The organism is Stenotrophomonas forensis, assembly GCF_028752115.1.
GTDB lineage: Bacteria > Pseudomonadota > Gammaproteobacteria > Xanthomonadales > Xanthomonadaceae > Stenotrophomonas > Stenotrophomonas forensis.
Map to the genome: position 1 here is coordinate 1,793,277 of NZ_CP082270.1, position 22,354 is coordinate 1,815,630.

The 22,354-nt window shown below is 61.6% G+C and carries 33 protein-coding genes; 26 read left to right on the forward strand and 7 right to left on the reverse strand.

The features are described 5' to 3' along the window. Positions 1-440: 440 nt before the first annotated feature. Positions 441-1,181 carry a phage regulatory protein/antirepressor Ant gene (locus tag K5L94_RS08505; RefSeq protein ID WP_274512416.1) on the reverse strand — a complete coding sequence of 247 codons (741 nt, stop codon included), beginning with the start codon at positions 1,179-1,181 and terminating at the stop codon, positions 441-443. Then, positions 1,178-1,348 carry a hypothetical protein gene (locus K5L94_RS08510; RefSeq protein ID WP_274512417.1) on the reverse strand — a complete coding sequence of 57 codons (171 nt, stop codon included), beginning with the start codon at positions 1,346-1,348 and terminating at the stop codon, positions 1,178-1,180. Before K5L94_RS08510 ends, K5L94_RS08505 begins: the two co-directional genes overlap by 4 nt. Before the next feature lie 90 nt (positions 1,349-1,438). Here K5L94_RS08510 and K5L94_RS08515 point away from each other — a divergent pair, with 90 nt between their 5' ends. Together K5L94_RS08515 and K5L94_RS08520 are read left to right on the forward strand one after the other, a co-directional pair. Beyond that, positions 1,439-1,918, forward strand: a complete 480-nt coding sequence (locus tag K5L94_RS08515) for an Arc family DNA-binding protein (protein WP_274512418.1) — start codon at positions 1,439-1,441, stop codon at positions 1,916-1,918. A gap of 168 nt (positions 1,919-2,086) precedes the next feature. Further along, positions 2,087-2,407, forward strand: coding sequence for a hypothetical protein (locus tag K5L94_RS08520; protein ID WP_274512419.1), 321 nt, complete (start codon positions 2,087-2,089; stop codon positions 2,405-2,407). Between the two features lie 244 nt (positions 2,408-2,651). On the opposite strand, the gene K5L94_RS08525 is transcribed toward K5L94_RS08520, so the two are convergent. The 3 genes from K5L94_RS08525 to K5L94_RS08535 all read right to left on the reverse strand — a co-directional run bounded on the left by K5L94_RS08525 (position 2,652) and on the right by K5L94_RS08535 (position 4,122). Continuing rightward, positions 2,652-2,957: a hypothetical protein gene (locus tag K5L94_RS08525; RefSeq protein WP_274512420.1), complete on the reverse strand. Its 306-nt coding sequence runs from the start codon at positions 2,955-2,957 to the stop codon at positions 2,652-2,654. A gap of 128 nt (positions 2,958-3,085) precedes the next feature. Continuing rightward, positions 3,086-3,418, reverse strand: coding sequence for a hypothetical protein (locus K5L94_RS08530; protein ID WP_274512421.1), 333 nt, complete (start codon positions 3,416-3,418; stop codon positions 3,086-3,088). Positions 3,419-3,435: 17 nt separating this feature from the next. Next, a complete protein-coding gene (locus K5L94_RS08535; protein ID WP_274512422.1) occupies positions 3,436-4,122 on the reverse strand; it encodes an XRE family transcriptional regulator in 687 nt (228 codons plus the stop codon). Positions 4,123-4,204: 82 nt separating this feature from the next. Between K5L94_RS08535 and K5L94_RS21965 the strand changes: the two genes are divergently transcribed. From K5L94_RS21965 to K5L94_RS08565, 7 genes are all read left to right on the forward strand, one after another. Further along, complete coding sequence (locus K5L94_RS21965; protein WP_425507580.1) at positions 4,205-4,501, forward strand: YdaS family helix-turn-helix protein; 297 nt, start codon at positions 4,205-4,207, stop codon at positions 4,499-4,501. Positions 4,502-4,779: 278 nt separating this feature from the next. After that, complete coding sequence (locus K5L94_RS08540) at positions 4,780-5,055, forward strand: hypothetical protein (protein ID WP_274512423.1); 276 nt, start codon at positions 4,780-4,782, stop codon at positions 5,053-5,055. Further along, positions 5,052-5,849: a helix-turn-helix domain-containing protein gene (locus K5L94_RS08545; RefSeq protein ID WP_274512424.1), complete on the forward strand. Its 798-nt coding sequence runs from the start codon at positions 5,052-5,054 to the stop codon at positions 5,847-5,849. The genes K5L94_RS08540 and K5L94_RS08545 overlap by 4 nt, the downstream gene beginning before the upstream one ends. After that, positions 5,849-7,282: a replicative DNA helicase gene (locus K5L94_RS08550; RefSeq protein WP_274512425.1), complete on the forward strand. Its 1,434-nt coding sequence runs from the start codon at positions 5,849-5,851 to the stop codon at positions 7,280-7,282. Before K5L94_RS08545 ends, K5L94_RS08550 begins: the two co-directional genes overlap by 1 nt. Positions 7,283-7,541: 259 nt before the next feature. Then, positions 7,542-8,501: a hypothetical protein gene (locus K5L94_RS08555; RefSeq protein WP_274512426.1), complete on the forward strand. Its 960-nt coding sequence runs from the start codon at positions 7,542-7,544 to the stop codon at positions 8,499-8,501. Then, the gene (locus K5L94_RS08560) at positions 8,498-8,983 is read left to right on the forward strand and encodes a hypothetical protein (RefSeq protein WP_274512427.1); all 486 of its coding nucleotides are present in this window, start codon (positions 8,498-8,500) and stop codon (positions 8,981-8,983) included. The genes K5L94_RS08555 and K5L94_RS08560 overlap by 4 nt, the downstream gene beginning before the upstream one ends. A gap of 173 nt (positions 8,984-9,156) precedes the next feature. Continuing rightward, on the forward strand, positions 9,157-10,260 hold the full coding sequence (locus K5L94_RS08565; protein WP_274512428.1) for a ParA family protein: 1,104 nt from the start codon (positions 9,157-9,159) through the stop codon (positions 10,258-10,260). A 60-nt stretch (positions 10,261-10,320) separates the two neighbouring features. On the opposite strand, the gene K5L94_RS08570 is transcribed toward K5L94_RS08565, so the two are convergent. Then, entirely contained in the window at positions 10,321-10,539 is a 219-nt protein-coding gene (locus K5L94_RS08570; protein WP_142234516.1) for a hypothetical protein, read from the reverse strand. A 129-nt stretch (positions 10,540-10,668) separates the two neighbouring features. Here K5L94_RS08570 and K5L94_RS08575 point away from each other — a divergent pair, with 129 nt between their 5' ends. The 5 genes from K5L94_RS08575 to K5L94_RS08595 are packed head-to-tail and all read left to right on the forward strand — an operon-like array spanning position 10,669 to position 12,625. After that, positions 10,669-11,157, forward strand: coding sequence for a glycoside hydrolase family 24 protein (locus K5L94_RS08575; protein ID WP_274512429.1), 489 nt, complete (start codon positions 10,669-10,671; stop codon positions 11,155-11,157). 17 nt (positions 11,158-11,174) lie between these two features. Beyond that, positions 11,175-11,609, forward strand: a complete 435-nt coding sequence (locus K5L94_RS08580) for a hypothetical protein (protein ID WP_239684375.1) — start codon at positions 11,175-11,177, stop codon at positions 11,607-11,609. Next, positions 11,606-12,088, forward strand: a complete 483-nt coding sequence (locus K5L94_RS08585; RefSeq protein WP_274512430.1) for a hypothetical protein — start codon at positions 11,606-11,608, stop codon at positions 12,086-12,088. The genes K5L94_RS08580 and K5L94_RS08585 overlap by 4 nt, the downstream gene beginning before the upstream one ends. Positions 12,089-12,143: 55 nt before the next feature. Beyond that, entirely contained in the window at positions 12,144-12,347 is a 204-nt protein-coding gene (locus tag K5L94_RS08590) for a hypothetical protein (RefSeq protein WP_274512431.1), read from the forward strand. Continuing rightward, positions 12,344-12,625, forward strand: coding sequence for a hypothetical protein (locus tag K5L94_RS08595; RefSeq protein WP_274512432.1), 282 nt, complete (start codon positions 12,344-12,346; stop codon positions 12,623-12,625). Before K5L94_RS08590 ends, K5L94_RS08595 begins: the two co-directional genes overlap by 4 nt. Before the next feature lie 177 nt (positions 12,626-12,802). On the opposite strand, the gene K5L94_RS08600 is transcribed toward K5L94_RS08595, so the two are convergent. Further along, on the reverse strand, positions 12,803-13,093 hold the full coding sequence (locus tag K5L94_RS08600; protein ID WP_274512433.1) for a hypothetical protein: 291 nt from the start codon (positions 13,091-13,093) through the stop codon (positions 12,803-12,805). Positions 13,094-14,011: 918 nt separating this feature from the next. On the opposite strand from K5L94_RS08600, the gene K5L94_RS08605 reads away from it, so the two are divergent. From K5L94_RS08605 to K5L94_RS08660, 12 genes are all read left to right on the forward strand, one after another. Further along, complete coding sequence (locus tag K5L94_RS08605; RefSeq protein ID WP_239510785.1) at positions 14,012-14,311, forward strand: hypothetical protein; 300 nt, start codon at positions 14,012-14,014, stop codon at positions 14,309-14,311. Then, positions 14,244-16,151, forward strand: coding sequence for a terminase large subunit (locus K5L94_RS08610; protein ID WP_274512434.1), 1,908 nt, complete (start codon positions 14,244-14,246; stop codon positions 16,149-16,151). The genes K5L94_RS08605 and K5L94_RS08610 overlap by 68 nt, the downstream gene beginning before the upstream one ends. After that, positions 16,148-17,407: a phage portal protein gene (locus K5L94_RS08615; protein ID WP_274512435.1), complete on the forward strand. Its 1,260-nt coding sequence runs from the start codon at positions 16,148-16,150 to the stop codon at positions 17,405-17,407. Before K5L94_RS08610 ends, K5L94_RS08615 begins: the two co-directional genes overlap by 4 nt. Next, positions 17,400-18,047, forward strand: a complete 648-nt coding sequence (locus K5L94_RS08620; protein WP_274512436.1) for an HK97 family phage prohead protease — start codon at positions 17,400-17,402, stop codon at positions 18,045-18,047. Before K5L94_RS08615 ends, K5L94_RS08620 begins: the two co-directional genes overlap by 8 nt. Beyond that, positions 18,044-19,255: a phage major capsid protein gene (locus K5L94_RS08625; RefSeq protein ID WP_274512437.1), complete on the forward strand. Its 1,212-nt coding sequence runs from the start codon at positions 18,044-18,046 to the stop codon at positions 19,253-19,255. Before K5L94_RS08620 ends, K5L94_RS08625 begins: the two co-directional genes overlap by 4 nt. A gap of 66 nt (positions 19,256-19,321) precedes the next feature. Next, positions 19,322-19,804: a hypothetical protein gene (locus tag K5L94_RS08630; RefSeq protein ID WP_274512438.1), complete on the forward strand. Its 483-nt coding sequence runs from the start codon at positions 19,322-19,324 to the stop codon at positions 19,802-19,804. Beyond that, entirely contained in the window at positions 19,804-20,112 is a 309-nt protein-coding gene (locus tag K5L94_RS08635; RefSeq protein ID WP_274512439.1) for a head-tail connector protein, read from the forward strand. Before K5L94_RS08630 ends, K5L94_RS08635 begins: the two co-directional genes overlap by 1 nt. Then, positions 20,112-20,462, forward strand: coding sequence for a head-tail adaptor protein (locus tag K5L94_RS08640; RefSeq protein ID WP_274512440.1), 351 nt, complete (start codon positions 20,112-20,114; stop codon positions 20,460-20,462). Before K5L94_RS08635 ends, K5L94_RS08640 begins: the two co-directional genes overlap by 1 nt. Then, a complete protein-coding gene (locus tag K5L94_RS08645) occupies positions 20,459-20,962 on the forward strand; it encodes an HK97 gp10 family phage protein (RefSeq protein WP_274512442.1) in 504 nt (167 codons plus the stop codon). The genes K5L94_RS08640 and K5L94_RS08645 overlap by 4 nt, the downstream gene beginning before the upstream one ends. Further along, positions 20,959-21,315, forward strand: a complete 357-nt coding sequence (locus K5L94_RS08650; protein WP_274512443.1) for a DUF3168 domain-containing protein — start codon at positions 20,959-20,961, stop codon at positions 21,313-21,315. Before K5L94_RS08645 ends, K5L94_RS08650 begins: the two co-directional genes overlap by 4 nt. A 71-nt stretch (positions 21,316-21,386) precedes the next feature. After that, positions 21,387-22,046: a phage tail protein gene (locus tag K5L94_RS08655; RefSeq protein WP_274512444.1), complete on the forward strand. Its 660-nt coding sequence runs from the start codon at positions 21,387-21,389 to the stop codon at positions 22,044-22,046. After that, the gene (locus K5L94_RS08660; RefSeq protein ID WP_274512445.1) at positions 22,046-22,354 is read left to right on the forward strand and encodes a phage tail assembly chaperone; all 309 of its coding nucleotides are present in this window, start codon (positions 22,046-22,048) and stop codon (positions 22,352-22,354) included. The genes K5L94_RS08655 and K5L94_RS08660 overlap by 1 nt, the downstream gene beginning before the upstream one ends.

Consider the following 22,354-nt stretch of genomic DNA (forward strand, 5'->3'; position numbering starts at 1 on the left):
TTGAGGTTCCAATCGGGCTCGAAGGTCACAGCTCGGTCTACGTCCATGTTCGATGGGGCGTAGATGTGGATCTCGGCTCGGTTTCTGTGCGCGCCGCGCAGCTGGATCTGGATGCCATTTCCGATAAAGACGGTGGTTCCCGCCTTTACCCTCATGACGATTGGCTTTCCAACAGGGGTAGGCATTTCCCTACTCATCTTTCAGGTTTCCTTGGTTCAGGTTCGCGTGTGAAAATGCAAAAGTCGGGGAAGATGCATCACTTGCTGTAGCGACACAAAGAAGGGCGCTTCGGTTGTGTGCGACTGCCATCTCGATCAATCGCAGCGGAACCAGCACAACCGCTGCGCTGCCGATGGCCACCCAGGCCGCAAGAAGAAGCCTAGATGGCGATCGACTCGTCGGTGTGGCGTAACCGCCGCTCTGAAGAGGGGGGTTAGGATTCATGCCGCTGCCTTTGCCAGTTCGGCGCCAATGCGGGCGATGCCCTTTGGCGTGATCCTGGCTTGCTCAACGACCTTGTCGGTTCCGTCATCGCGCTGGACGGTCGTGACCTTGTGGCACATGACGCCTTGCTGGATCCGGTCCTGATAGGCGAGCCAGCCGCTATGGCCCGGTCGTTGGTAGACCCATCCATGAGCAACCAGCCAGCGCCGCAGATCCACTGGGCGCACCTGCAGAACCTTGGCCGCGTCTCGCATGCACAGTGAGCCATCGGCAGCAGCTATCCGATTCAGCGTGGCCACCTGCGGTGCCTGCTCGGCGACCGTCTGTTCCAGGCTGATCACTTTCTCGGTGTAGGTCAGAAGCAGGCCGCGCATCGCAGTGGGATCGTTCAAGACGGCCATCGGGTCCGAGGCCCGCATCTTGATCCTTTGGGCCATATCAAAGAAGGCCCTCACCAGGGACTTCTTGAAAGAGCGCACGATCGGGCTGTTCCGCATGTACGTCAGGAGCAGGGTCGCCTGCTGCTCGTTGAGTTCGGCGTACTCGGTGTCTCCACCACCGTGCTGGCCCTGGGATCTTGGTCGGATTTCAAATCGGACCAAGCCGAACTCCTCAAGATCGGAAAGGTAGGTCCGCACCAGCTTGATGACGCTGGAGTGATCGTTGTCGGTGTTCCCGGCGATGGTCTGGGTGCTGGTTACGGCGGTGTCGCCGCTGAGGGATACGAGGTTTGTCACGGAGACGGCTCCTTGAGGCCCAGGGCCTGTTTCAACAAATGATTGATGGTCCAGTTGAGGCTACGTTCCAGCTCGTCGGCTTTCGCCTGGGCGCGTTCGCGCACCATGGGGTCCATGCGCAGGCCAAACGGGTTGGTGTCGCTGGTCTTGGTCTTGCGGTCCTTCATGTCGTCTCCGTTAGGCTGGTGACTACATAGTGTTATTAGTTACACCATGTAGTCATGGTGTCAAGGGGTTTTTGGCTTCATGATGTAGCTATGGCGAAGAAGACCGAAACTAGGCCGTCCACGGCGAGCATCAATCCCTTCGGACTGCGCATGCAGCCGGAACTGCGCGAGCAGCTGGAGACCGCTGCGAGCGTTTCCGGGCGTTCCCTGAATGCTGAGATCAACGCTCGCCTTGAGGCGAGCTTTCGTCGGACGATGGATGACGACGAGGTGTTCAGGATCGTTGGGCAGTTGGCCCAAAACGTCCGGACTCAGAAAGACGATGCCGAGACTGCACGAGGAATGGTGATCCAGGCAGACTCCTTCTTGGACTTGGTTTTGAAGGAGTCGACGCCGTTGCCAAAAGACGACGTGGACAAATTCCACCACATGTTTAAGACGCTGGCAGACGTCTACCGACGTGCCGCTGCCGCTAGCAAAAACAACGTTCTGCGTAACGCAGCAGGATTGCCCGAATTGCCGGAGTCGGAAGAAGCGGACGCGGGCGCCAAGACCAAGAAGGAGCGCTGACTCCCTCAAGCCAGCGGTCACTGGCGTGCGCCCAGGCGATAGCCGTACCTGCGTCGTATGCAGTGCTGGGTTTGGCTTGCTGGCTAGATGCGGCTGCCTGCCTTCAGGTCTCCCACCAAGCGCGAGCCGTGTCATGATCCGATCCGGGACTATGGACAGGGGGATCCCATGACTAGGAAGACCGTCAGCATTCTGCTCATCGTGCTTGTGGTGTTGGCCATCGTGGTCTACACGCAGCTCACGATCTTCGTCATCCAGCCTATCGGCGCTATTCCCGAGGGCAAGACGCTGGTCATTCTTCGGCTCAACAAGACCGAGTTCATCGACAGCGCCGATGCCATGTGCGAGCGAGAAATGGGCGGCGTGTCGCTGCTGTGCCGCATGGGGATGATGGGTGGTGTCGCGAGCAAAAGCACTGTCTTGCTCCGCTTGCCGTACAGCCAGGCGCTCTACGACATTTCCACGGGCGGCAAGAGTTACGACCGCTGAAGACGGTCTACGGCGGCCGTCTGCTTGGAGCTTGTGGGCGAGGGGAGAGCTGCTTCGGCATCGTCCCGCGAGACTCTTCATTGGTTCACCCCATCGATCGGCCGTTGCCAACATGGGGTTAGGCTACAATTACAATTGTGGATGAATCAACAATAATTTTTGTTGATTTTTGGAAATTACCATTCTTGTTGTGGAACGACGGCTTCCGCCAAAGAAAAACCCCGCCGGAGCGGGGTCTCTGGGGTCAGGGCTTGGCCGATGGGGGCGGTGGCTGGGCCGGTGCCACGCCTTGGGGCTGGGGGGGGATCTGAATGATGATTGGCTGTGGTGCGGCCATCACCGCCGACTGTTGCGCTGAGCTCGGCTTCAGCGCAGTCAGAACCAAGCCACCAGCGCCAAGGATTCCCGCAAACAATGCGAGAACCGTTGCCAGCATCCAGGCGCGGTTTTCCTTCTGGCCCCGTTCGATATCGGCACGTAAAGCCTCGATATCCACTTTTGTGGCGAGGTTTGCCACGACCGTTTCGAGTTTTGCGACGCGCTCATGCATGGGCGCATCATATATCGAACCGCCGCCGCCGCCGCCGCCTTCATCTACGTGCGGTTGCGTCGCTCCACCGTTGGACTCTGGCGGGCCCTTCCATTGGGGCGGCATTCCCTTGCCCGTAGACGCCATGGTCAAAACTCCTCTGCATTGGTAGGAGGAGGCGGCATAATCGGTGTGTACAGCGGGTTCTGGAGTACCCAGTTGAAAATCACGTGGTAGGCAAAGCACTGAACGTTGCCGCAATTGCTGCACTCCACCGCGACAACGGGCTTCGCTAGTCGACTTGGGAGCATTTGCAGGTAGCCAACCGGACCTTCAGGGTGATCGCAGTAGGTCAACGCAGTCGTTGCTTCGCCATTACCGAAACCGGTGATGTAGCGGTTTTCACTCGCGCAGACTGGGCAGGTGTTGGGTACGCCTTTCGCGATGAAGAAGCGCTGCACGTCGTTGATGGAAAGATGCATTCGATTTCCTTAGGCGTTCAATCCGCCCATCCGCCAATCCAGTGGACACGGCCAACGACCGTGATCGGTTCCCGCTTCGAGTCCATCCGCCGCGGCTTCTGCCAGTGGTGGTCGCCCTTCGGGTTGTCGCTTGCGAAGAATACCGTGCCATCCAGCACCATTGCTCGCTTTACGTAGTACTCCGGGTTGGCGGCGCCGTGCACCTGGATCAGGTACATCAGCCCATCGACCACTCGGGTGTCTGAGGTGTCGAACAGGATCGCATCGCCGTCCTCAATGGTTGGTTCCATCGAGTCGCCCTTGCCGTAGTAGATGGCCAGGTTCCGCCCATAGATGCCCCGCCGGCGCAGGCTGGTCTTCTTGAACTTCAGGCTATGGGTCTCAGCGTACTCCTCAGCCTCGGCACCCGCCGCCCCCAGGCCAACAGCCTGAGAGTAGCCAGTGACGTCGGTGTACTCGTTGTCGCCCGCTTGGTGACCCTGGGGCGGCGCTCCCAGCATGTCGCCGACGCCTAGCGCCAGCCATAGCGGGTCGACGTCCAGTGACCGGGCAATCTCAGCAAGTGCCCCGGTCTTCTTGGCCTTACCGGATTCGAGCTGGGCTATGGCCTGCTGGGAAATCCCCACAGACTTGGCTAGGGCGGTTTGAGACAGGCCGGAGCGCTCGCGCGCTGCGACCAATCGCTCAGCAAGGGTCGTATCCATACCGGGAGCGTGACCATCCTTGTTGTGATCGTCAAACAATTATAGTTGTGGTTCTACAGGAAAAGTAGTAGCCTCCCTTCCTATGAGCGAACCCATTGAGCATCTCAGGTCCGCGGTTGCCGCAGCCGGCGGCCAGAAGGCCCTTGCTGATCTGGTCACCGCATTAGGGCATCCCATCCGCCAAGGACACGTCTGGAGCTGGCTGAATCTCCAGGGTGGCTTGACCCCGCCCTACCTAGCTCCGCTGGTTGAGGTAGCGACTGGTGTCAGTTGCGAGCTTCTTCGTCCGGATCTGCGATGGGACCGGGATGCGCAAGGCAGGGTGATCGCCTATGGAGTGACGTTGCAGCCAGTTGAGTCCGGAAAGAGCAGGGCATAACGACCCGGGCTGGCCGGAGGCACAGAACAAAAACTCGCCTGAAGGATCGGGCGCGAGGGGGCAAGGACGGCGACCACCCTGCATGTGGAAGTGGCCATGTAGGTGTCTGGCGCTACGAGCGTGACGCGCTCGGGGGACAACCCAATGTCCAGATGCAACGAAGCCCCCGCTGTCGGGCAGACAGATGCGGAGGCTTCGTTCAGAGCGAGGCCACTATGCCACAACACGAATCCGCTGCAAATCTGCATGGCCGAGGCCTGCGCGCCTACGGCGAGGTAATGCAGGAAGCCCTGGCCCATGTCCAAGAACGTCGCGCAAGTCCTTTGGTCAGACTGCAGGAGCGCTTGCCCGACGGCCGCATTGCCGTGGAGGTCTACGACCGCAGCCGTGAGGGCGATGAGCCTACCTATGACTTCTACTGCTCAGGCCCGCAGCAGGCGCTGGAGTGGATCCAGCAAATGTCCAGCAAGCGCTGGATCACGACGGAACACCTGGGCGCCTTCGCCACGTTGATGCTGGCTGCATTCCCGGAAGTGTCGGGAGCATCGGCATGAGTGTTCAGGCGATGACATGGGCGCTGGACCAGCAAGTTGCGACCGAGTCGATCTCCCGGCACGTGCTCTTGTGCCTGGCCAACTACGCTGACAAGGACGGCAGGAACGCGTTTCCCTCCGCAGCAACGCTTGCCCAGGACACAGGCCTGGCTGTTCGCACAGTGCGGGCTCGCCTCGGCCAGTTGCTTGAAGCTGGAGTCATCAGGAAGGGTAATCAGGCCATCGTTGCGGCGTACATTCCCGCTGCAGATCGCCGCCCGATTTGCTACGACCTGATCATGGAACGGGGTGCATGTGGTGCACCCCGTGAAGGGGAACGGGGTGCACGCCACGACACTAACGGGGTGCACGCCACGACCGAACGCGGTGCACGTGGTGCAGCCAATCCGTCATATAACCATCAAGAAGAAACCCATGGGTCACCTGCCGGTGACGAAGGCGCCACTGACGAAGCGGATGAGCGGGCAGATCTGCTCGGTGGCAGGTCGACTACCGGCTGCCCTCACGAGGCGATCATCGCCGCCTACCACAGGGAGCTTCCGAACTGCCCCGTCGTGCAAGGGTGGAGCGACAGTCGAAAGGCCCACCTGCGCGCGCGCTGGAAGGCGGATCCCGAAAGGCAGACGGTCGAATGGTGGCGTGGCCTGTTCGAGTGGATGCGGGATAGCGATTACCTCATGGGCAAGGTGAACAGCTTCCAAGTATCGCTGCCGTGGCTGATCAAGTCCGAGGAGAACCTGCTGAAGGTCATTGAGGGCACTTACCACAACAATCGCAAAGGGGAGCAGGGCTGATGCGCTTTGACCCCAATCTTCCCCCGCATAGCTTTGAAGCGGAGCAGGCGGTCCTGGGTGGCCTGATGCTGGCTCCCGAGGCGTGGCCGCTGGTGTCGGACACGCTGTCCGCCGAGGACTTCTACCGTCACGATCATCAGCTGATCTTTGAGTCGATCCGCACGCTGGCGGAGAAGCAGCGCCCGTTTGACGCGGTCACCATCGGCGAGTGGTTTGAGGCGCGCGGGAAGCTGGACTTGGTCGGCGATGGCACCTACATCACGGAGCTGGCTAGTACGACGCCGTCGGCTGCCAACGTGGCTGCGTACGCCGAAATCGTGATGCAGTACGCCGGCCGGCGACGACTGGCCGAGGTCGGACGCAAGGCGATGGAGTCTGCGCGGCAGCAGGATGGCCGCGAGTTCCCTGAGCTCCTGGCTGAGCTGACGCAGGACATCGCCGGGCTGCAGCCGGCCCAGCGCGGCGGTCTTCGGCTTGCCGGAGAGACCATGTACGGGTGGTACAAGCGCTGGGAGGACCGTTACCACAATGGCGGTGGGCTGACCGGCCTGGAAACCCCTTGGGCAGAGTTCAATCGGGTCACGCACGGGTTGCAGCCGTCGACTGCGTACCTGATTGCGGGTCGCCCGAGCATGGGCAAGAGCATCGCGGCGTTGAATGTTGCGGTGTACACCGCGCTGAAGGGTGTCACGGTCGGCCTGTTCAGTCTGGAAATGAGCATGGACGACTGCCACGACCGCAATGTGGCCAGCGTCGGCATGATTCCGCACGAGTGGGTTACCCGTCCTGGCCACGGAGCCGAGGACAGCGAGATCTATCAGAGTCGCCTGACACCGACCATTCGGGACCTCAAGGCGGCGCCGCTGTACATCGATGACACAGCCTCTCTGAACGTCCGGCAGTTCGAGGCCCGCGCCCGCCGCATGCATCAGCGCACGCCGCTGCAGCTGCTGGTCATCGACCACATTCACGACTTCGACGTGGATCCCCGCATGGCACGCTTCGAGTACGGCCGTATCCTGCAGAAGGGCAAGGATCTGGCCAAAGAGTGGAAGATCCCACTCGTGGCCCTGGCACAGCTGAATCGGAGCGTCACTGGTCGAACCGACCGGCGTCCCACCCTCTCTGATCTCCGCGAATCGGGCGAGTTGGAACAGAAGGCGGACGTTGTGGTGCTCCTGCACCGCGAGGACTACTACGACACCCCCGAGCAGCAAACCCATCTGCAGGGCGTCGTGGAGATGCACTTCGCGAAGGGTCGAAATATCCGCGCCGGCGAGCGCATCAGTCTCCAGAACCGCTTCGATCAGATGCGCATCGACAACTGGGACGGCCCGCTGCCGCGCAAGCCGGAGGCCGCGAACGACGACCAACCGCCGCGCCGGACCAGCTATGGTCCTGGCCGTAGGTCCTACGGGGGGATCGGTCGATGACCATCATCCCAACAGGATCCCAAGCACTCAGGCATTGCGCCGATACGCTCGACCAGCAGGCTCAGAGGCTTGACCGCCTGCTGTGGCGTGATCGCGGCCAGCGTTCAACCACCGCCGAGGCTTGCCAATCTCAGGGGTCGCGATTCCGTACGACTTTCATGATTACCGGGCAGTCTTGCTTGAAAATCTGGACTGGGCCCTTGGAGCTTCCGCCATCCGCCTTCTCTCCGCTGTCCTTGCCGCAAGGAGCTATCTAGTCATGAAGCAATTTAAGAATCGGGCTGAAATAACTGCTTTGCCGGAGTTTGAAAAGGAGCGGCCCATCTCGGCGGAGACCTACGTCGGCTTGGTCGGCTGGTACGCCTTCGAAAAGGAGGAAATGTACTGCTGCTCGCTCAAGGAGGCCGGAACACTTTGCAGGACGCCCCACAAAAAGGGTTGGGTGGCACGCGTAGCAGGAGGTGGGTTAACGATCATCGGCGGAGATTGCGCGAAGAAGAAGTACGACGCCGATAGCACGATCATGCGCGATATCAACCTAGCGCAGAAGAGCATCGATGACGAAGCGGTCAAGCTGAGGCTGTCCGAGCTTTTGTCCGATAGGGATAGCGCCAGGGCTGCGGTGGTGACTGCGTTCGAACGCCTTGATGGCCGCCGCCGCGCGCTGCACGGCTTCATGGAAGCGGTGGGTCGCAAGAATCAGTCCAGACTTGAGGATCTCGCCAGGACTTCGGGTGAGGTCATTGTCGAAGGCAGGACCCCAGCAAAGGTGGATAGCGACGGAGAGGTCATCAAGGACGCTAGGATCGTTCGGATCACACTGCCTCCAATTGCGTCCATCGTAGTCTGCAAACCATCTTACGTGGCTCCTATGGCGGATGATCTCAGGAAGCTCCGCAAGCTCTATGACGATGCGGACGCGCTGATCGAAAGCGGGGCGCAAAAGGGGCGGCGGGAGTTAAGCGCGGCGTTGTCACGAACCGATAGTTCAGTATCCGCGGCAGAGGATGCTGTGCGGGCCATCGATGCCTTTCTCAGTTGCGATCTGACGGGCGCCTGTTTCCTGGTCAACGACTGGAAAGACCGCTGTCTCGTGGGAAAGATAGCGATCGATCGTTTGGGTGGCGGAGGTGATCCCAAAGCCTGGATCCAGAGAATTGAAGCGGCTCTCCATCGCAAGCACAACGTCACCAAGATCGTAATCGGGGTATCCAGATGAGCACTGACAAGCGACCGATCGAAGAGCGCATCGCTGCTCTGATGGGGAAGTCTGCCTATCGCGACCTTCGCGACGGGTACTTCGTCGGGGGCCCGCCTCGGTTCACCGATCAGGACGTTGCGGCTGCCATCGGGGCCGCCGCACGTTCGGTAGGACGGGTGGGGGTGATGGCGTTGGAAACCTACTACGGCTCGACGCTGATGCACCAGGTGGCCTTGCTGAGGGAATGGGAAGATGCCGAAAGGAAGGAGGGCGATAGCCGTGAGCAAATCGTCCTGACCAGGTTTGGAGGCGCCTTGGCCATTCAGCAGATGGCGGGAGGAAGGGTCACTGGCTCCGCCTACAGCGAGTACGCGTACCTCATCTTCTCCCGCCGTGAGAAGCTCGAGGCCAGGGTTAGGGCAGCGGGTGCGTGGCTGGAGGAGCAGCGATTCACAGCTCTGCGGGAGGTCAAAGTCCAGCTTTTCCACGAAGCGGCTTGACGGGACGGAAAACACCCCCCAAAATCCCATCATGCGCTTACTACGCGCGTACCAAGCGGCTCGCCAATCGGCGGGCCGTTTGCGTTGGAAGAGGCATAGCGGTCTACGCAAGCTGTATTCTATAGGGTCTAAAGGCGCCGCCTTAGCGGCCAAGTTCAACGGAACATGTTGCTATGAGAGGCAAATCCCAGATGGGCGTGCGAAAATCCGCGTCGGGCCAAATGGATGGCTCCAGACATCAGGGGAAGGACTTGAAGATTATTTCGTTTTTTAACCACAAGGGTGGGGTTAGCAAGACGACCTCGACGTTCCATGTGGGTTGGAAGTTGGCAGAACTCGGGCATAAGGTCCTTCTCGTCGACGCCGATCCGCAGTGCAATCTCACTGCCCTTGCTCTCGGCTATACAGACGACGCTGACATTGAGCAGCACTACGCGAAGTATCCAATGTCAGACGTCTATGCCGGACTCAAGCCGGTCATCGACGGTGATCTGAGGCGTTTGGAGCCGGCCGAGCCTGCAGCGACTGCCAATCCGAACCTCTTTGTGCTCTGCGGCAACATCGCGCTATCAGAGGCCGAAACGCAGCTTAGCGTGGCACTTACCACGCGAAACTCAATCCCAGCCATCCGAAACTTGCCTGGCAGCATTGGCGAGTTGATCCGATTGACAGGTGAGGAAATCGGCGCGGACTTTGTCTTGGTGGACATGAGTCCCAGCGTGGGTGCGCTCAATCAGTGCATCTTGATGGCGAGTGATCATTTCATCGTTCCGACTGCGCCTGATTTCTTCTGTGTGCAGGCCATCCGTTCGCTATCGAAGACGATTCCTCGCTGGTCGGATGAGATTGATTTCTTCCGGGATAGGGAGCTGATCTATCCGATTCCCGAAGAGCCGCCGGTGATGCTTGGCTTCTTGTCGCAAAAGTATCGCCCACGAAACGGTGCGCCTGCCAAGTCGTTCCAGCAGTGGATCAATAGAATTGACGAGACAGTCGACAATGAGCTGGCGCCTGCGCTTAACGCCAAGAAGATGATCGTTTCATTCAAGCGCTTCCAAGCAAGTGTGAATGAGACGGGCCCGTTCAATCTGGCGAATATCTCGGACTTCAATTCCCTTGTGGCGCAGTCTCAGAAGTACAGCGTGCCCGTGTTCGCGCTTTCCGATGCGCAGATTGAGCAGACTGGAGAGATCCTGCAAACGATGAAGGCGAACCGCGAAGAGTTCGGTCGTGTGTTCCAGCATCTGGCTGAGTCAATCATTGAGCTGACGAATTAGCCAACTGTTACTTCGAATCCAAGCCCCGGCCCAGCCGGGGCTTTTCACTTTGTATGGAATTTAGTAGTCCTCCAACGCGTCCAGAAGAACGGCGCGGGCTTGCCGGGCATCGGGCTCAGCGGCATAGCTCTCCGAAAGCGTAATCCCGGTGACGATGACGTTGACCTGGTAGCGACTGCTGCCGGATTCCGGCCCGTTGTCGATTACGTCGCTAATCGCACTGATGTGGGCGAGGCGCACGGTAGACATCGCGAAGTATGTGAATTCGTCTGCGGCCATGTTTGAGTCCCTTGTGTGATGGAACGCCCATCGTGCTCCACAAGTTGAGCAAGCACAAAGGCAGCTTCACTAATTAGCTGAAACCCTTACATCCGGCTCAGTCCGGGTTCTCTGTCTTATGGAGATGCCATGGCGCAGATCACTCCCCAACAGGCTGGCGGCGTGAACGTCGTGGCCTTCCTCGACATGCTGGCTTGGTCCGAAGGTACGGACAACGGCAAGCAGGCGACCAAAGGCCGTGGCTACGACGTGATCGTTGGCGGGCAGTTGTTCAAGAGCTACGCCGACCATCCGCGCGTGCTGGTGGAGCTGTCGAAGCTCAAGATCCAGTCGACCGCAGCCGGCCGCTACCAGCTGCTGCGCCGCTACTACGATGCCTACAAGAAAACGCTCGGCCTGACGGACTTCTCGCCTTTGAGCCAGGACCTGATTGCGCTGCAGCAGATCCGGGAGCGCCGCGCGCTGCCGCTGATCCAGGCGGGGAAGATCGAGGAAGCCATCAAGGCCGTCCGCAAGACCTGGGCGAGCCTGCCCGGCGCGGGCTACGGCCAGCACGAACAGAAGCTTGCCGACCTGCTCGCCGTGTACCGCAAGGCCGGCGGGACGGTGGCGCCGTGACCGAGCCCGTGAGCACCATGAAAATCATCGTCGGGACGTTCACCGCCGCGGTGGTGGCGCCGGCGACGGCGGACGCCCTCCGCGAGGCCGAGCGAGTCATCCTCGGCGTGCCTCAATCCGTGCTGCTCGTGGCAATGGCCGGCGCCCTGATTGGCGTCCTGCTGCTGCCGGAGAAGGATGCAGAGCGAGTTGCCGCTGACGCCAGCCGTCGGCGCGGGCACCGCTTCCTGCAGACTGCTGCGCGCTGGGCCGCCCTGGCCGTTGCGGTCGTGGCCTACGCCATCGTGGCCGCATGGGTCATTGCCGTTGCGGCATCCATCTGGCCGGCACTGGCAGGCGCCCCGCAGCTGCCGTTGGCCGGCCTATCCGGCGTGCTGATTCGCCGGCTGCTGCCCGGCTACGTGCGCATGGTGGAGAAAGCCACCGGCGCCATCGGAGGCGACAAGCCATGAACGCAGTGATTCGATTCCTTCGCGCGCTGTGGACGCTGATCGTAGGCGCTGCTGCGGACGCGCTGCAGTGGCTGAGCAAGCCCGGCAGCAAGGTCAAGCTGGTGTGCGCCGTGCTGGCATTCGGCTGCATGGTGTCCGGGCTGACTGCCTGGGAGAAGGAGCAGAAGATCCGCGACCTGAGCGCCCAGGTGATCAAGGTCCGGGCCGACTGGCAGGCCGACGCTGCCCGACTGCAGGCGGACGTAGACACCCGCGATCAGCGCCTGGCCGAGGTCGCCGCCGCGTTGAGGGTGGAGGCCGAGAAGCTGGAAGCCCTCAAGGCAGAGAGCGCGGCAGCCCTCCAGGACCTGGCTGGAAAGATCGAGGCATCCGAGAAGGAGGTTTCCACCTGGCGCGGCCGCTACGAACAGAGGCCCGACACCTGTAAGGCAGCACTGGAGCTGCTCGATTCCGCCTGCCCGGCACTGAAGGGGTACTGATATGCGGCTCCCAGTATGGCTCTACATCGATAGGGAAAGCGCCATTGAGGCCGGGATGACCCACGAGGGCCGCCTGTTCGGTGTGCCTGCTTGGTTGCGCGAAGACAGCGATTCCCAGGTGACCGGCAGCCCGAAGGTTCCAGCGTTGCACCTGTGGTGCATGGCAGTGGACTTGGTACTGGAGATCGCCGCTGCGTTCGTGCAGGAGGATCGCACCCTGGAATCACCCATCACTCTCGGCAGGAGGATCGCGGCATGAGGTTCGCACTGCTGCCGGTGGCCTCGATGCTGGCCGCGTGCCAGGCCGCACCTACCAAGCCGAACCCGCCGCCAGCTGCCGTCATCACGGTTCCCGTGGCCACCTACGTGCCGATCGACGCCCAGCTGCGCAAGCGCTGCAAGTGGGTGAAGGAGGCACCGCCATCGGCGGTGTTCGACGTGAGCAACGGCCGGAAGCGATGCTTGGTGCAGTACGAGGCCCAGCTCGAAGCCATTGATCAGGTGCAGGGCAAACCTGTGCCGGACCTGGTCAAGTGAACGGGTGCGGATTCCTGCGCTCGCTGCGGCCTATGGCGAGTGCAGTGGCAGGAAGGTCTCAGAGGCCGCAATGAGTTCGAAGCGGCCAACTAGCCGGCTGACTCCAAGGTAGAGAAGGGCGGGCGTGAGCGGGACGCCAAAGTTGAAATGGCGCCCCGCAGCGCAAGCGACGCTCCCTTAGCCGATGCCTTCTTCAGACAGAACGCTCAGCTTTTCGCGTTCAAATGGGCCGCGAATGAGCGTTACCGATGCGTCGAATGTCAGAGCGCTCAGCGCGGGCGTGTCACCTTGCCAGTCGTAGTAGTCGCAAAGCTCCAAATACTGCGCATGGATCTGGCGCCAAACGGTCTTGCTGATCCTGGTCGTGTTGAACCATGAATAGAGCGACTCCCACGTCGTGCTCGCTGCGCCGGTACGGACGACTTGGTCGATGAAAGCCTGAAACGCAACTTCGTGGTGCTTAAGCATTTGTAGTTCCAGTTGTGGTGTGCAAATAATTTAAGCGCTTCTTAAAAAATATGCAAGATGAAAATGTAAATTTCTCTTCTAAATTTCTGAATCGGGTGCCGAATGGCCTGATCGGAGATCGGTCGATTGACCGCCGTCCCCGGGAAAAAGGTTCATTGCAGCGCAGAGGCCAAGATCGTTTCCGTCCATGTGTATCGGCCTCCGAGCACAGCACGTGGCGCAAGCTCTGGGTGAGAAGGAGGAGCGACTGCCCACGATCAAGGTGCGAAGGAAGAGAGTGTTGCTTGGATAGGAGGCACTACTGATGGCAGGCGAGCGAACTCCGCTCCGTAACAGGACTCGTCAGGCTGGCGGTACTGCCTTCGCCCAGCTGTACGGCACAGCCCGTTGGCAGCGCACGCGTAGAGCACAGTTGGATCGAGAGCCGATGTGCAGCCGATGCAAGGCGCGCGGCCACGTGACGGTGGCTACGATTTGCAACCACTCCAACGGACACCCGGCCGGAGAGACCGAGGAGATGTTCTGGAGCGGTCCCTTCGACAGCCAGTGTGCCAACTGCCACAACAGCGATCAGGCAAGACTGGAGCGAGGCGCCGTGCAGATCAGAGGTTGTGATGACGACGGTTGGCCGATCGGAGGCTGACCAGTTCCACGGCATCATGTTCCACGCCGCGCAGGGTAGGGGGAGCGAATTGTTTAGGTCGATCTCGGCCTAGACCGATCGTTCCCCTAAATTCGCGTATCCACAATTCACGGGACGACCCTCGAGCGGGCCATTCCTGCCAAGAAATCCCGCATTTTCCCGAGGAATTCATGCCAAGGCCCCGATTGCCCGTCGCAAAGGCTGCGACAAGCGGCGCCGCCATCAAGAACCCAGGCCGGCATGCCGGGAGGAAGAGACCGAAAGGCACGCGCCCATTGGGCGAGCCGTTCAAGACCATGACCGCGGCCGAGAAGCGGGCGTGGAAGGAGTTCGCATCGGAAATGTCGTGGCTCAACTCCAGCCACCGGGTGCTTCTCCGCCTGGCGTGCCTCTGGACGGCGCGGATGGAAGACCCCAAAGCCGAATTCGGCGTGTCAGCAACCCAGGCGCTCAGTTCGATCCTTTCGAAGCTGGGCGCCACACCTGTGGATGAATCGAAGGTCTCGCATGGCGGTGACGAAGACGACCAAGGCGAAGAATTCTTCGGTGGCCCGAGCGCCGGCCGACCGCACTAAGGCGTATGCGCTGGACGTGGTGGCCGGCCGGATCGTTGCCGGGCCGCACGTGCGAAACGCCTGTCGCCGCCACCTGCAGGATCTGATCGAAGGCCCCGAAAGGGGCCTTTACTTTGACCACGAGGCTGCGGAGTACGCGTTCCGGTACTTCGAGAACGTGCTGATGCTCTCCGAGGGGCAGTTCGAAGGCCGGAAGTTCGAGCTGCACCCCTCGCAGGCATTCATCATCGGCTCGCTGTTTGGCTGGAAGGGGGCCGACGGCCTTCGGCGCTTCCGTCGCGCGTATATCGAGCAGGGCAAGGGCAACGGCAAGAGCCCGCTGGCCGGAGGCCTGGGCCTGCTCGGGATGACTGCCGCACGCGAGGCCGGCGCGCAGATCTACTCGGCGGCCGCGAAGAAGGATCAGGCGGGCATTCTGTTCGCCGATGCGGTGAAGATGGTCAAGAAGTCGCCGCTTCTGGCCAAGCGAGTCGAGTTCGCCGGCGGCGAAGGACGAGAGTTCAGCATGGCGCACCACGCCAGCGCGAGCTTCTTCCGGCCTGTATCGCGCGACACAGGGCGCACTGGCTCCGGCCCTCGGCCGTTCTTCGTGCTGGTCGACGAGGTGCACGAGCTTCCCGACCGGCGAATCATCGAAATGCTGGAGCGCGGCTTCAAGTTCCGCCGCGAACCGCTGCTGTTCATGATCACCAATTCCGGCAGCGACCGAACCTCGGTGTGCTGGGAAGAGCATGAGCATGCGGTCAAGGTCGCCGCCGGCCACACCGAGGCGGTGAATGATCCGACCTTCGTTGGCGACGTGATCGACGACCGAACCTTCAGCTACGTGTGCAGCCTGGACGACGGGGACGACCCGCTTGAGGATCCCAGCTGCTGGGCGAAGGCCAATCCCCTATTGGGGGTAACTATTACCGAGCAGTACCTGGCGGACGTGGTGGCGCAAGCCAAAGCGATCCCCGGGTCACTGAACGGCATTCTTCGTTTGCACTTCTGTGTGTGGACCGATGCGGAGACCGCCTGGATGACGCGCCCAACGCTGGAACCGGCGCTGGCCGACTTCGACCCGCGCATGCATGAGGGCCGCAAGGTCTACCTCGGCCTCGATCTGTCGCAGGTTCGCGATATCACCGCGATGGCTGCAGTAGTGGAGACCGGCACTGTCCCGGTGGAGGTTGAAGTCGAAGGCGAGAAGCTGGTCATCGAGAAGCCGACATTCGACGCCTGGATCGAGGCTTGGACGCCCGGTGACACGCTGGACGCGCGGCAGCTGCAGGACAAGCTGCCCTATCGCACGTGGGTAAACGGTGGATACCTGCACGCGCCCCAAGGTCAAGCGATCAACTTCCGGCACGTGGCTCAGGTCATGGCTGAGTACGACAACCGATACGACGTGCAGCTGGTCGCGTACGACCGCTACGCGTTCCGCCGGTTCGAGGAAGAGGTCAACGACATTGGCTTGTCGGTGACCTTCGCCGAGCACCCGCAGGGCGGCTGCAAGAAGGGCAAGCCACTGGAGGCGGCGGTCGAGGCCGCTGAGCAGTCGGGGCAACCTGCGCCGGAGGGCATGTGGATGCCTGGATCTCTGCGCCTGCTGGAAGAGGCGCTTCTGGAAGGTCGCCTACGCCTGCGCCGTAACCCCGTCTTGGTGTCCGCAATCATGTCCGCCGTCATCGAATCGGACCGCTGGGGCAACAGCTGGCTGTCGAAGGCCAGATCGGCAAACAAGATCGACGCCGCGGTGGCCCTATGCATGGCCATCGGCGCGGCACACGCCATGCCGCCCGACGCCGGCGGCATCGATGACTACCTGGAAAACGGCTTCTTTGGGCTGATCGGATGACAACTTTTCGCTGGTACAACCCGCTGACCTGGCGGTTCTTCGGATACGACGACCCCGCCACAGGCAACTACGTGGAGGTCGACCTATCCACCGGTGGCCGCGGCACGAAGGCGGGCGTTCGGGTGACGCCCAAGAAGGCACTGACGGTCAGCATCGTCTGGTCGTGCGTCAAGGTCCTGACCGAGTCGGCCGCAGGGCTGCCCTGGAAGCTGTATGAGGACAAGAACGGCGTGCGAGCGCTGGTCAAGGGAGCCAGCCCGCAGCGGCGGCGGCTCCTGCGCCTGCTGAGCAAGCCCAACCCCTTCGTCAAGTGGCTGGACCTGATCAAAGCGGTGGTGGTGAACATGGCTTTGCGGGGCAATGCGTTCGTCATCATTCGACGCGATGACAGCGGCGATTGGATTGGCCTGATCCCGGTGGCGGTGGACAACATCCGAATCGACACCGACGACGGCTTGATCTACTGGGCCAACATCAACGGCAGCGAAACTCCGGTGTCTCCGGAGAACATGCTGCACTTCAAGCTGTTCAGTCCGGACGGCATCGTTGGCCTGTCGCCAGTCGAGTACCAGGCGGAAACCATCGGCTTGGCGCGCGCTGCGCAGGACTGGTCGGCCCGCTTCATGCGCAAGGGCGGCTTCACCGGTGGATACATCACCTATCCGGGCTTCCTGACCAAAGAGCAGCAGGCCCAGATCAAGGCGAAGCTCCCCGATATCCGCCAGGGCGACGTGGATGACTTGGGCAAGATGGCCATCCTGCAGGGCGGGCCAACGATCACTCCAGCCGGTCTGACGCAGAAAGACAGCCAGTTCATCGAGTCGCAGCAGTTCCAAGAGGAGGCACTCGCCGGCATCTGGGGCGTCCCTCTGTACCTGACCAATCGCGCGCGCTCCACGTCGGTGCTGGGCTCGAACTTGGAACAGCAAACCAGCGGCTTCGTCACCTTTGGCCTGAAGCCCTACCTGGACGCCATCGAGAGCGAGATCAACGACAAGCTGTTCGCTGATGGGGACATGTTCGTGGAGGCCGTTGTAGAGGGCCTGCTGCGCGCCGACAGCGGCGCCCGTTCCACTTACTACAAGACCGCACTTGGCGGCTCCGGCGGCTCGGGCTGGATGACGATCAACGAGGTTCGGGTCAAGGAGAACCTGCCCGTGCTCGACGGTGAGCAGTACAACCAGGTCACCCGGTGGACCAGCAACAAACCTGATTCCAGCAGTGACGACCCAACCGGAGACCCCGCCAATGCTTAGCAACCTCGCTTGCCCATTCGAAGTGAAGTCGGCAGACGAATCCGGAAATTTCGTCGGCTATGCCTCGGTCTTTGACAATGTTGATCTCGGCGGAGATCTGATCGTCCCTGGCGCGTTCGTAAAGGTAAAAACAAATCGAAACGGTCGCTTGCGGCTAGCGCTGTATCACAACCTGACGCGATTGGTAGGCAACTCCGCATTCGAGCAAGACAGTAAGGGTCTCCTACTGAGTGGAAAGGTCAACCTCAATGTCAGCTATGCAAGGGACGCATACGAGTTGATGAGGGATGGCACGCTCGATGAGATGTCAATCGGATTCAACACGCTTGAAGACGCCATTGAAACGCGTGGCGGCAAGCAGGTTCGGGTCATCAAGAAGGCTGAACTGTGGGAGGCGTCATTTGTCCCCTTCGGAATGAATCCAGAAGCACAGGTCATGAGCGTCAAGTCCGACGTTCGCACCTTCGAATCGGCCCTGCGCGAACGCATGGGGCTGTCCCAGAAAGAGGCGGCGGCCGTCGCCTCGCTCGGCTTTCCTGCGATCCACCGTGACGGTGGCATTGGGGACACGGAGACCGTGAAGCAGCTGCAGCAACTCGGCACATCCATCGAATCCATTTTCAAAGGTATGCACCAATGAGCGAGAACATCAGCGATATCCGTGAGGGCTTGGAAAAGCAGCTGAAGGACGGCTTCGCCGGCCTGCAGAAGAAGTACGACAGCGCCTCGGCCGAGATCGAAAAGGGCAACCAGGTCACCACCGACCTGAAGAATCAGATCCAGACCGCCACCGACGAGATCCAGAAGGTGGTCGACAAGGTGCTGAAGCTGGAAGAAAAGGGCATCGGGCTGGGAAACCAGCCCGGCACGAAGAAGGGCTTCATCGATTTCATCAAGGGCAACGACGAGTACAAGTCCTTGATGGGCCGCGAGAAGTCGGCGGCGGAGATCGAGATCAAGAAGGACGAGCTGGCGTCCATGCAGGAAACCAAGGCGGTCACCAGCGCCGGCATCGTCGTCCCGAACTACGACCCGACGATTCAGCCGGGCATCCGCCAGGAACTGCGCATCCGCGACCTGATTCCGTCGATCTCCGTCACCGGCCAGAGCTACACCTACTACCGGGAGAAGCTGCACACCCGCGGCGCCGGCCCGGTCGGCGAAGGCACGGCCAAACCGCAGAGCAACGTCACCTTCGAGCAGAAGACCGACCTGGTGAAGAAGCTGGCCGTCTGGATTCCGGTGACCGACGAAGCGCTGGACGATGTGCCGCAGATGTACGGCTACCTGCAGCAGCTGCTGCGTTATGACCTGAAGCTGGAAGAAGAAGTCCAGATCCTGAAGGGCGACGGCCTGGGAAACAACCTGCCTGGCCTGATGACCGATGCCACCGTGTTCGACGCCGACCTTTCGAAGGCGAGCGACACCTCGATCGACACCGTCCGCCGCGCGATCTACCAGGTTCGCAAGCAGTCGAAGCTGTCGGCCGACGCAACGGTGATGACCGAGCTGGACTGGATGAACATCGAGCTGGAGAAGGACAGCCAGAATCGCTACCTGTTCGCCAACCTGCAGGGCTTCGTGACCCCGATCCTGTGGGGCCGCCCGGTGGTGGCTTCCGACAGCATGGACGAGGGCGACGGCACCACCACCGGTGGCGAGTTCCTGGTCGCCAACTTCCAGCGCGGCGCCACGATCTACGACCGCATGAGCTTCCTGTTCAAGGTCGGCCTGATCAACGACGACTTCGTGAAGAACCAGCGCGTGCTGCTGGTCGAAGAGCGCCTGGGCCTGGCCAAGCGGCGCGTCGAAGCGTTCGTGAAGGGCCGCTTCAAGCCGCAGGCGTGATAGCGAGCTGACCCCGAACAAGGCCGGCCACGCGCCGGCCTCTCTCTTTCGATGCGGAGTAGGAACATGAATATCAAAGCCGTATGGTGCTTTCGCGGTGATGCCCCGAAGCTCAACGCCGAGTCTGCCGATGTGCAGGCCGGCCAGGTGTTCGAAAATGTGGACCCGGAGTACGGGCACGCGCTGGTCGGCAAGGGCTTGGTGGTACAGGTCCACGAAAGTGCCGCACCCCAAGAGAAAAAGCCCGCCAAGCCCAGCGAACTGAAGGCCGGCGAGGGCGACGGTGTGGGCGGAGCCGCCAGTACCGATGCAGCTCCAGGCACCGCAGGCGCACCCGTGGGCTACGGTGCCGCGTCCGGTGAAGCTGGCACGGCCGGCGCTGTTACCGACGCTGCCGCAGGCACCCAGGCAGCCGATCAGGTTGGCGCTGATGAAAGGGCGCTCCTGATCCAGCAGCTGGAAGCCGCCGGCGTCGAGTTCGACCGTCGTTGGGGCGCTGCCCGCCTGGCAGCGGCGCTGGCTGAAGCCCAGAAGAAGGATCCCGCGTAATGGCCGTCACCCTCGACCTGGAGCTGGTGCGCAAGCAGTGCAACATCGTTGCCGACGTGGACGACGCCTTGCTGCAGCAGTACGTGGCAGCCGCGTTGTCGCACATCGAGCAGCACTGCGACCGGAGGCTGGTCGAGGGTGAGCCTGCCGGCCCGGATGAGATGAAGCTGTCGCCGGACGTGATGCAGGCTGCACTTCTGCTGGTGGGGCACTGGGTCGCCAACCGTGAGGCGATTGTGGTCGGCGAGGTATCCACTGAGGTGCAGTTCGGCGTCGAGCGACTCCTCTGGTACAGGAAGACATTCTGATGCGCGCAGGCTTGCTCAATCGAAAGGTCCGGGTAGAGCGGCCGGCGGCCGGAACGGATGACTGGGGGCAACCAGTTCAGGGCTGGGAGCTGGTCGACGAGATCATGGTCAGCATTGCCGGCGAAACTGGTCTCGGAGCGATCCGCGCTGGTCTACAAGGCGGCGTCCCGGCGTCGATCTCCCGGTACAGCTTCATGGCCAGGTTTCAGACCGTGACGGCACTCGGGATCGACGCAACCATGCGGATCCTGTACGAGGGCCTCGTGTTTGAGGTCAAAGGAATCACCCGTGACCTCGCTCGCAAGGATCGCGCCTTCATCATCACTGAGCAGGGAGGCAACAGCGGATGAGCATCAAGGCCAACGTTGACTTCTCCGACGCGGTGAAGGGACTGGAGGCGCTTCTCGACTCGCGCGTCAGTCTCGCCCGCTCCATGGCCGTTGCAGGTGGCCAGGTCATTCGGGATGAGGTGAAGCTGCGGGCACCGGTCGGCACGGAGGAGGGGGGCAGTCTGCGCCCCGGCAGTCTTCGCGATGCGATCTACCTAGCGTACCGGGACGGCCGATCCACCGACCGTCGGCAGGTGTACTCGATCTCGTGGAACGCCAAGAAGGCGCCACACGGGCATTTGGTGGAGTTCGGCCACTGGCAGACGCATGCGGTTTACAAGGACACGGACGGATCCTGGACGCTGGGTGCACCGCTTGCGCAGCCAGAATGGGTTCCCGCCAAGCCCTTCGTCCGGCCAGGGTACGAGGCGTCCCTGACGCGCGCGCAGGCGGCGATGGTGGAAAGGGGGAGGGAGCGGCTGCCCGAGCTGTTGCGCGAGGTGCGAGGAGGTGGCGGATGAGCTACGAACCGTCCCTCCATGCCCTGGTTGCCCCCTTGGTAGAGGGGCGCTTCTACCCCGACGTTCCGCCGGACCAGCCGGTCTTCCCGTTTGCGCTCTATCAGCAAGTCGGTGGCCAGGCACTGTGGTTCCTCGAGGGATCTATGCCGGACCACAAGCACGCGCGGGTGCAGATCACCATCTGGTCCAAGTCCCGACCGGAAGCCAACACGCTGATCCGTCGCATTGAGGATGCGATCTGTTCCGGCGTTCCGCACTCCGAGCCATTTGGCGCTGCAGTCGCCATGTACGAGGCGCCCATCAAGGCATACGGCGCCCGCCTCGACTTCGGGCTCTGGTTCCCTGACCCGTAAGCGTCCCACCCACCCCGCATCAGCCCGGCCAAGCGCCGGGCTTTTCGTTTTCAACCAGAGGAACACAACACATGGCACTCAAGCTCCCGAAGGGCACCCAGTTCGGTTTCGCGCCGGTGGTGGCCACCAAGATCGCAACCACCGGAATCTCCAAGGCGGCCCCGGCGCTGGCGAGCATCGCCGCCAATGCGGTCGACACCGATGACGTGGTGGTGCTGGAGATACCCGGCTGGCCGGCCCTGAACAACCGCACGACGCGTGCTGGCGCAGAATCCACGGGTGCGATCGAACTGCTCGGCACCGACACCACCGACACCTCTCTGTATCCAGGCACCAGCGGCGCAGGCTTCCTGCGCAAGGCCGGTGCCTTCATGGACATGGACCAGCAGGGTGATCCGACAACCGCTGGCGGTGAGCAGCAGTACTGGAGCGGCACGCTGCTGGAGAACCCGACCGGCCGTCAGATCCAGATCCCGACCTTCAAGAACGCCAAGACCATCACCATCCCGCTCTACTACGACCCGACCAAGCCTTGGTATCCGGCGCTGAAGACGGTCGACGCGAAGGGCGAACCTGTGGTGCTGCGGGCCAAGCTCGCCGGCGGCGATGTTCTGTACTGGTATGGCTACCTGAGCTACGACGGCGATCCGACCATGAACGCGAACACGCCGATGGGCACCACCGCGACGTTCACCGCTCTGGCTGATTCAGTCCTGGTGGAGGGCGCCTGATGTTCAAGGTAAAGGCCCCGGAGACCTTCAAGGCAGCGCTGACCATCGTCGGTCACGGCCGCGAGCAGAAGCTCAACCTCACTTATCGGCACCTGACGCAGGAGGCCTACACGACCCTGCTGCAGCGTCTGGCGGGGCAGGAGACCACGCCGACCCAGGCGATCCTCGACATGGTGGCTGAGTGGGATGCCGACGTGTCGCTGGATACTGCCGGCGTGGATGAGGCCCTGCAGCAGCAGATCGGACTGGACGCGGTGATCATCACCGGCTACTCCCAAGCCATCCAGGTGGCCCGCAAGGGAAACTGA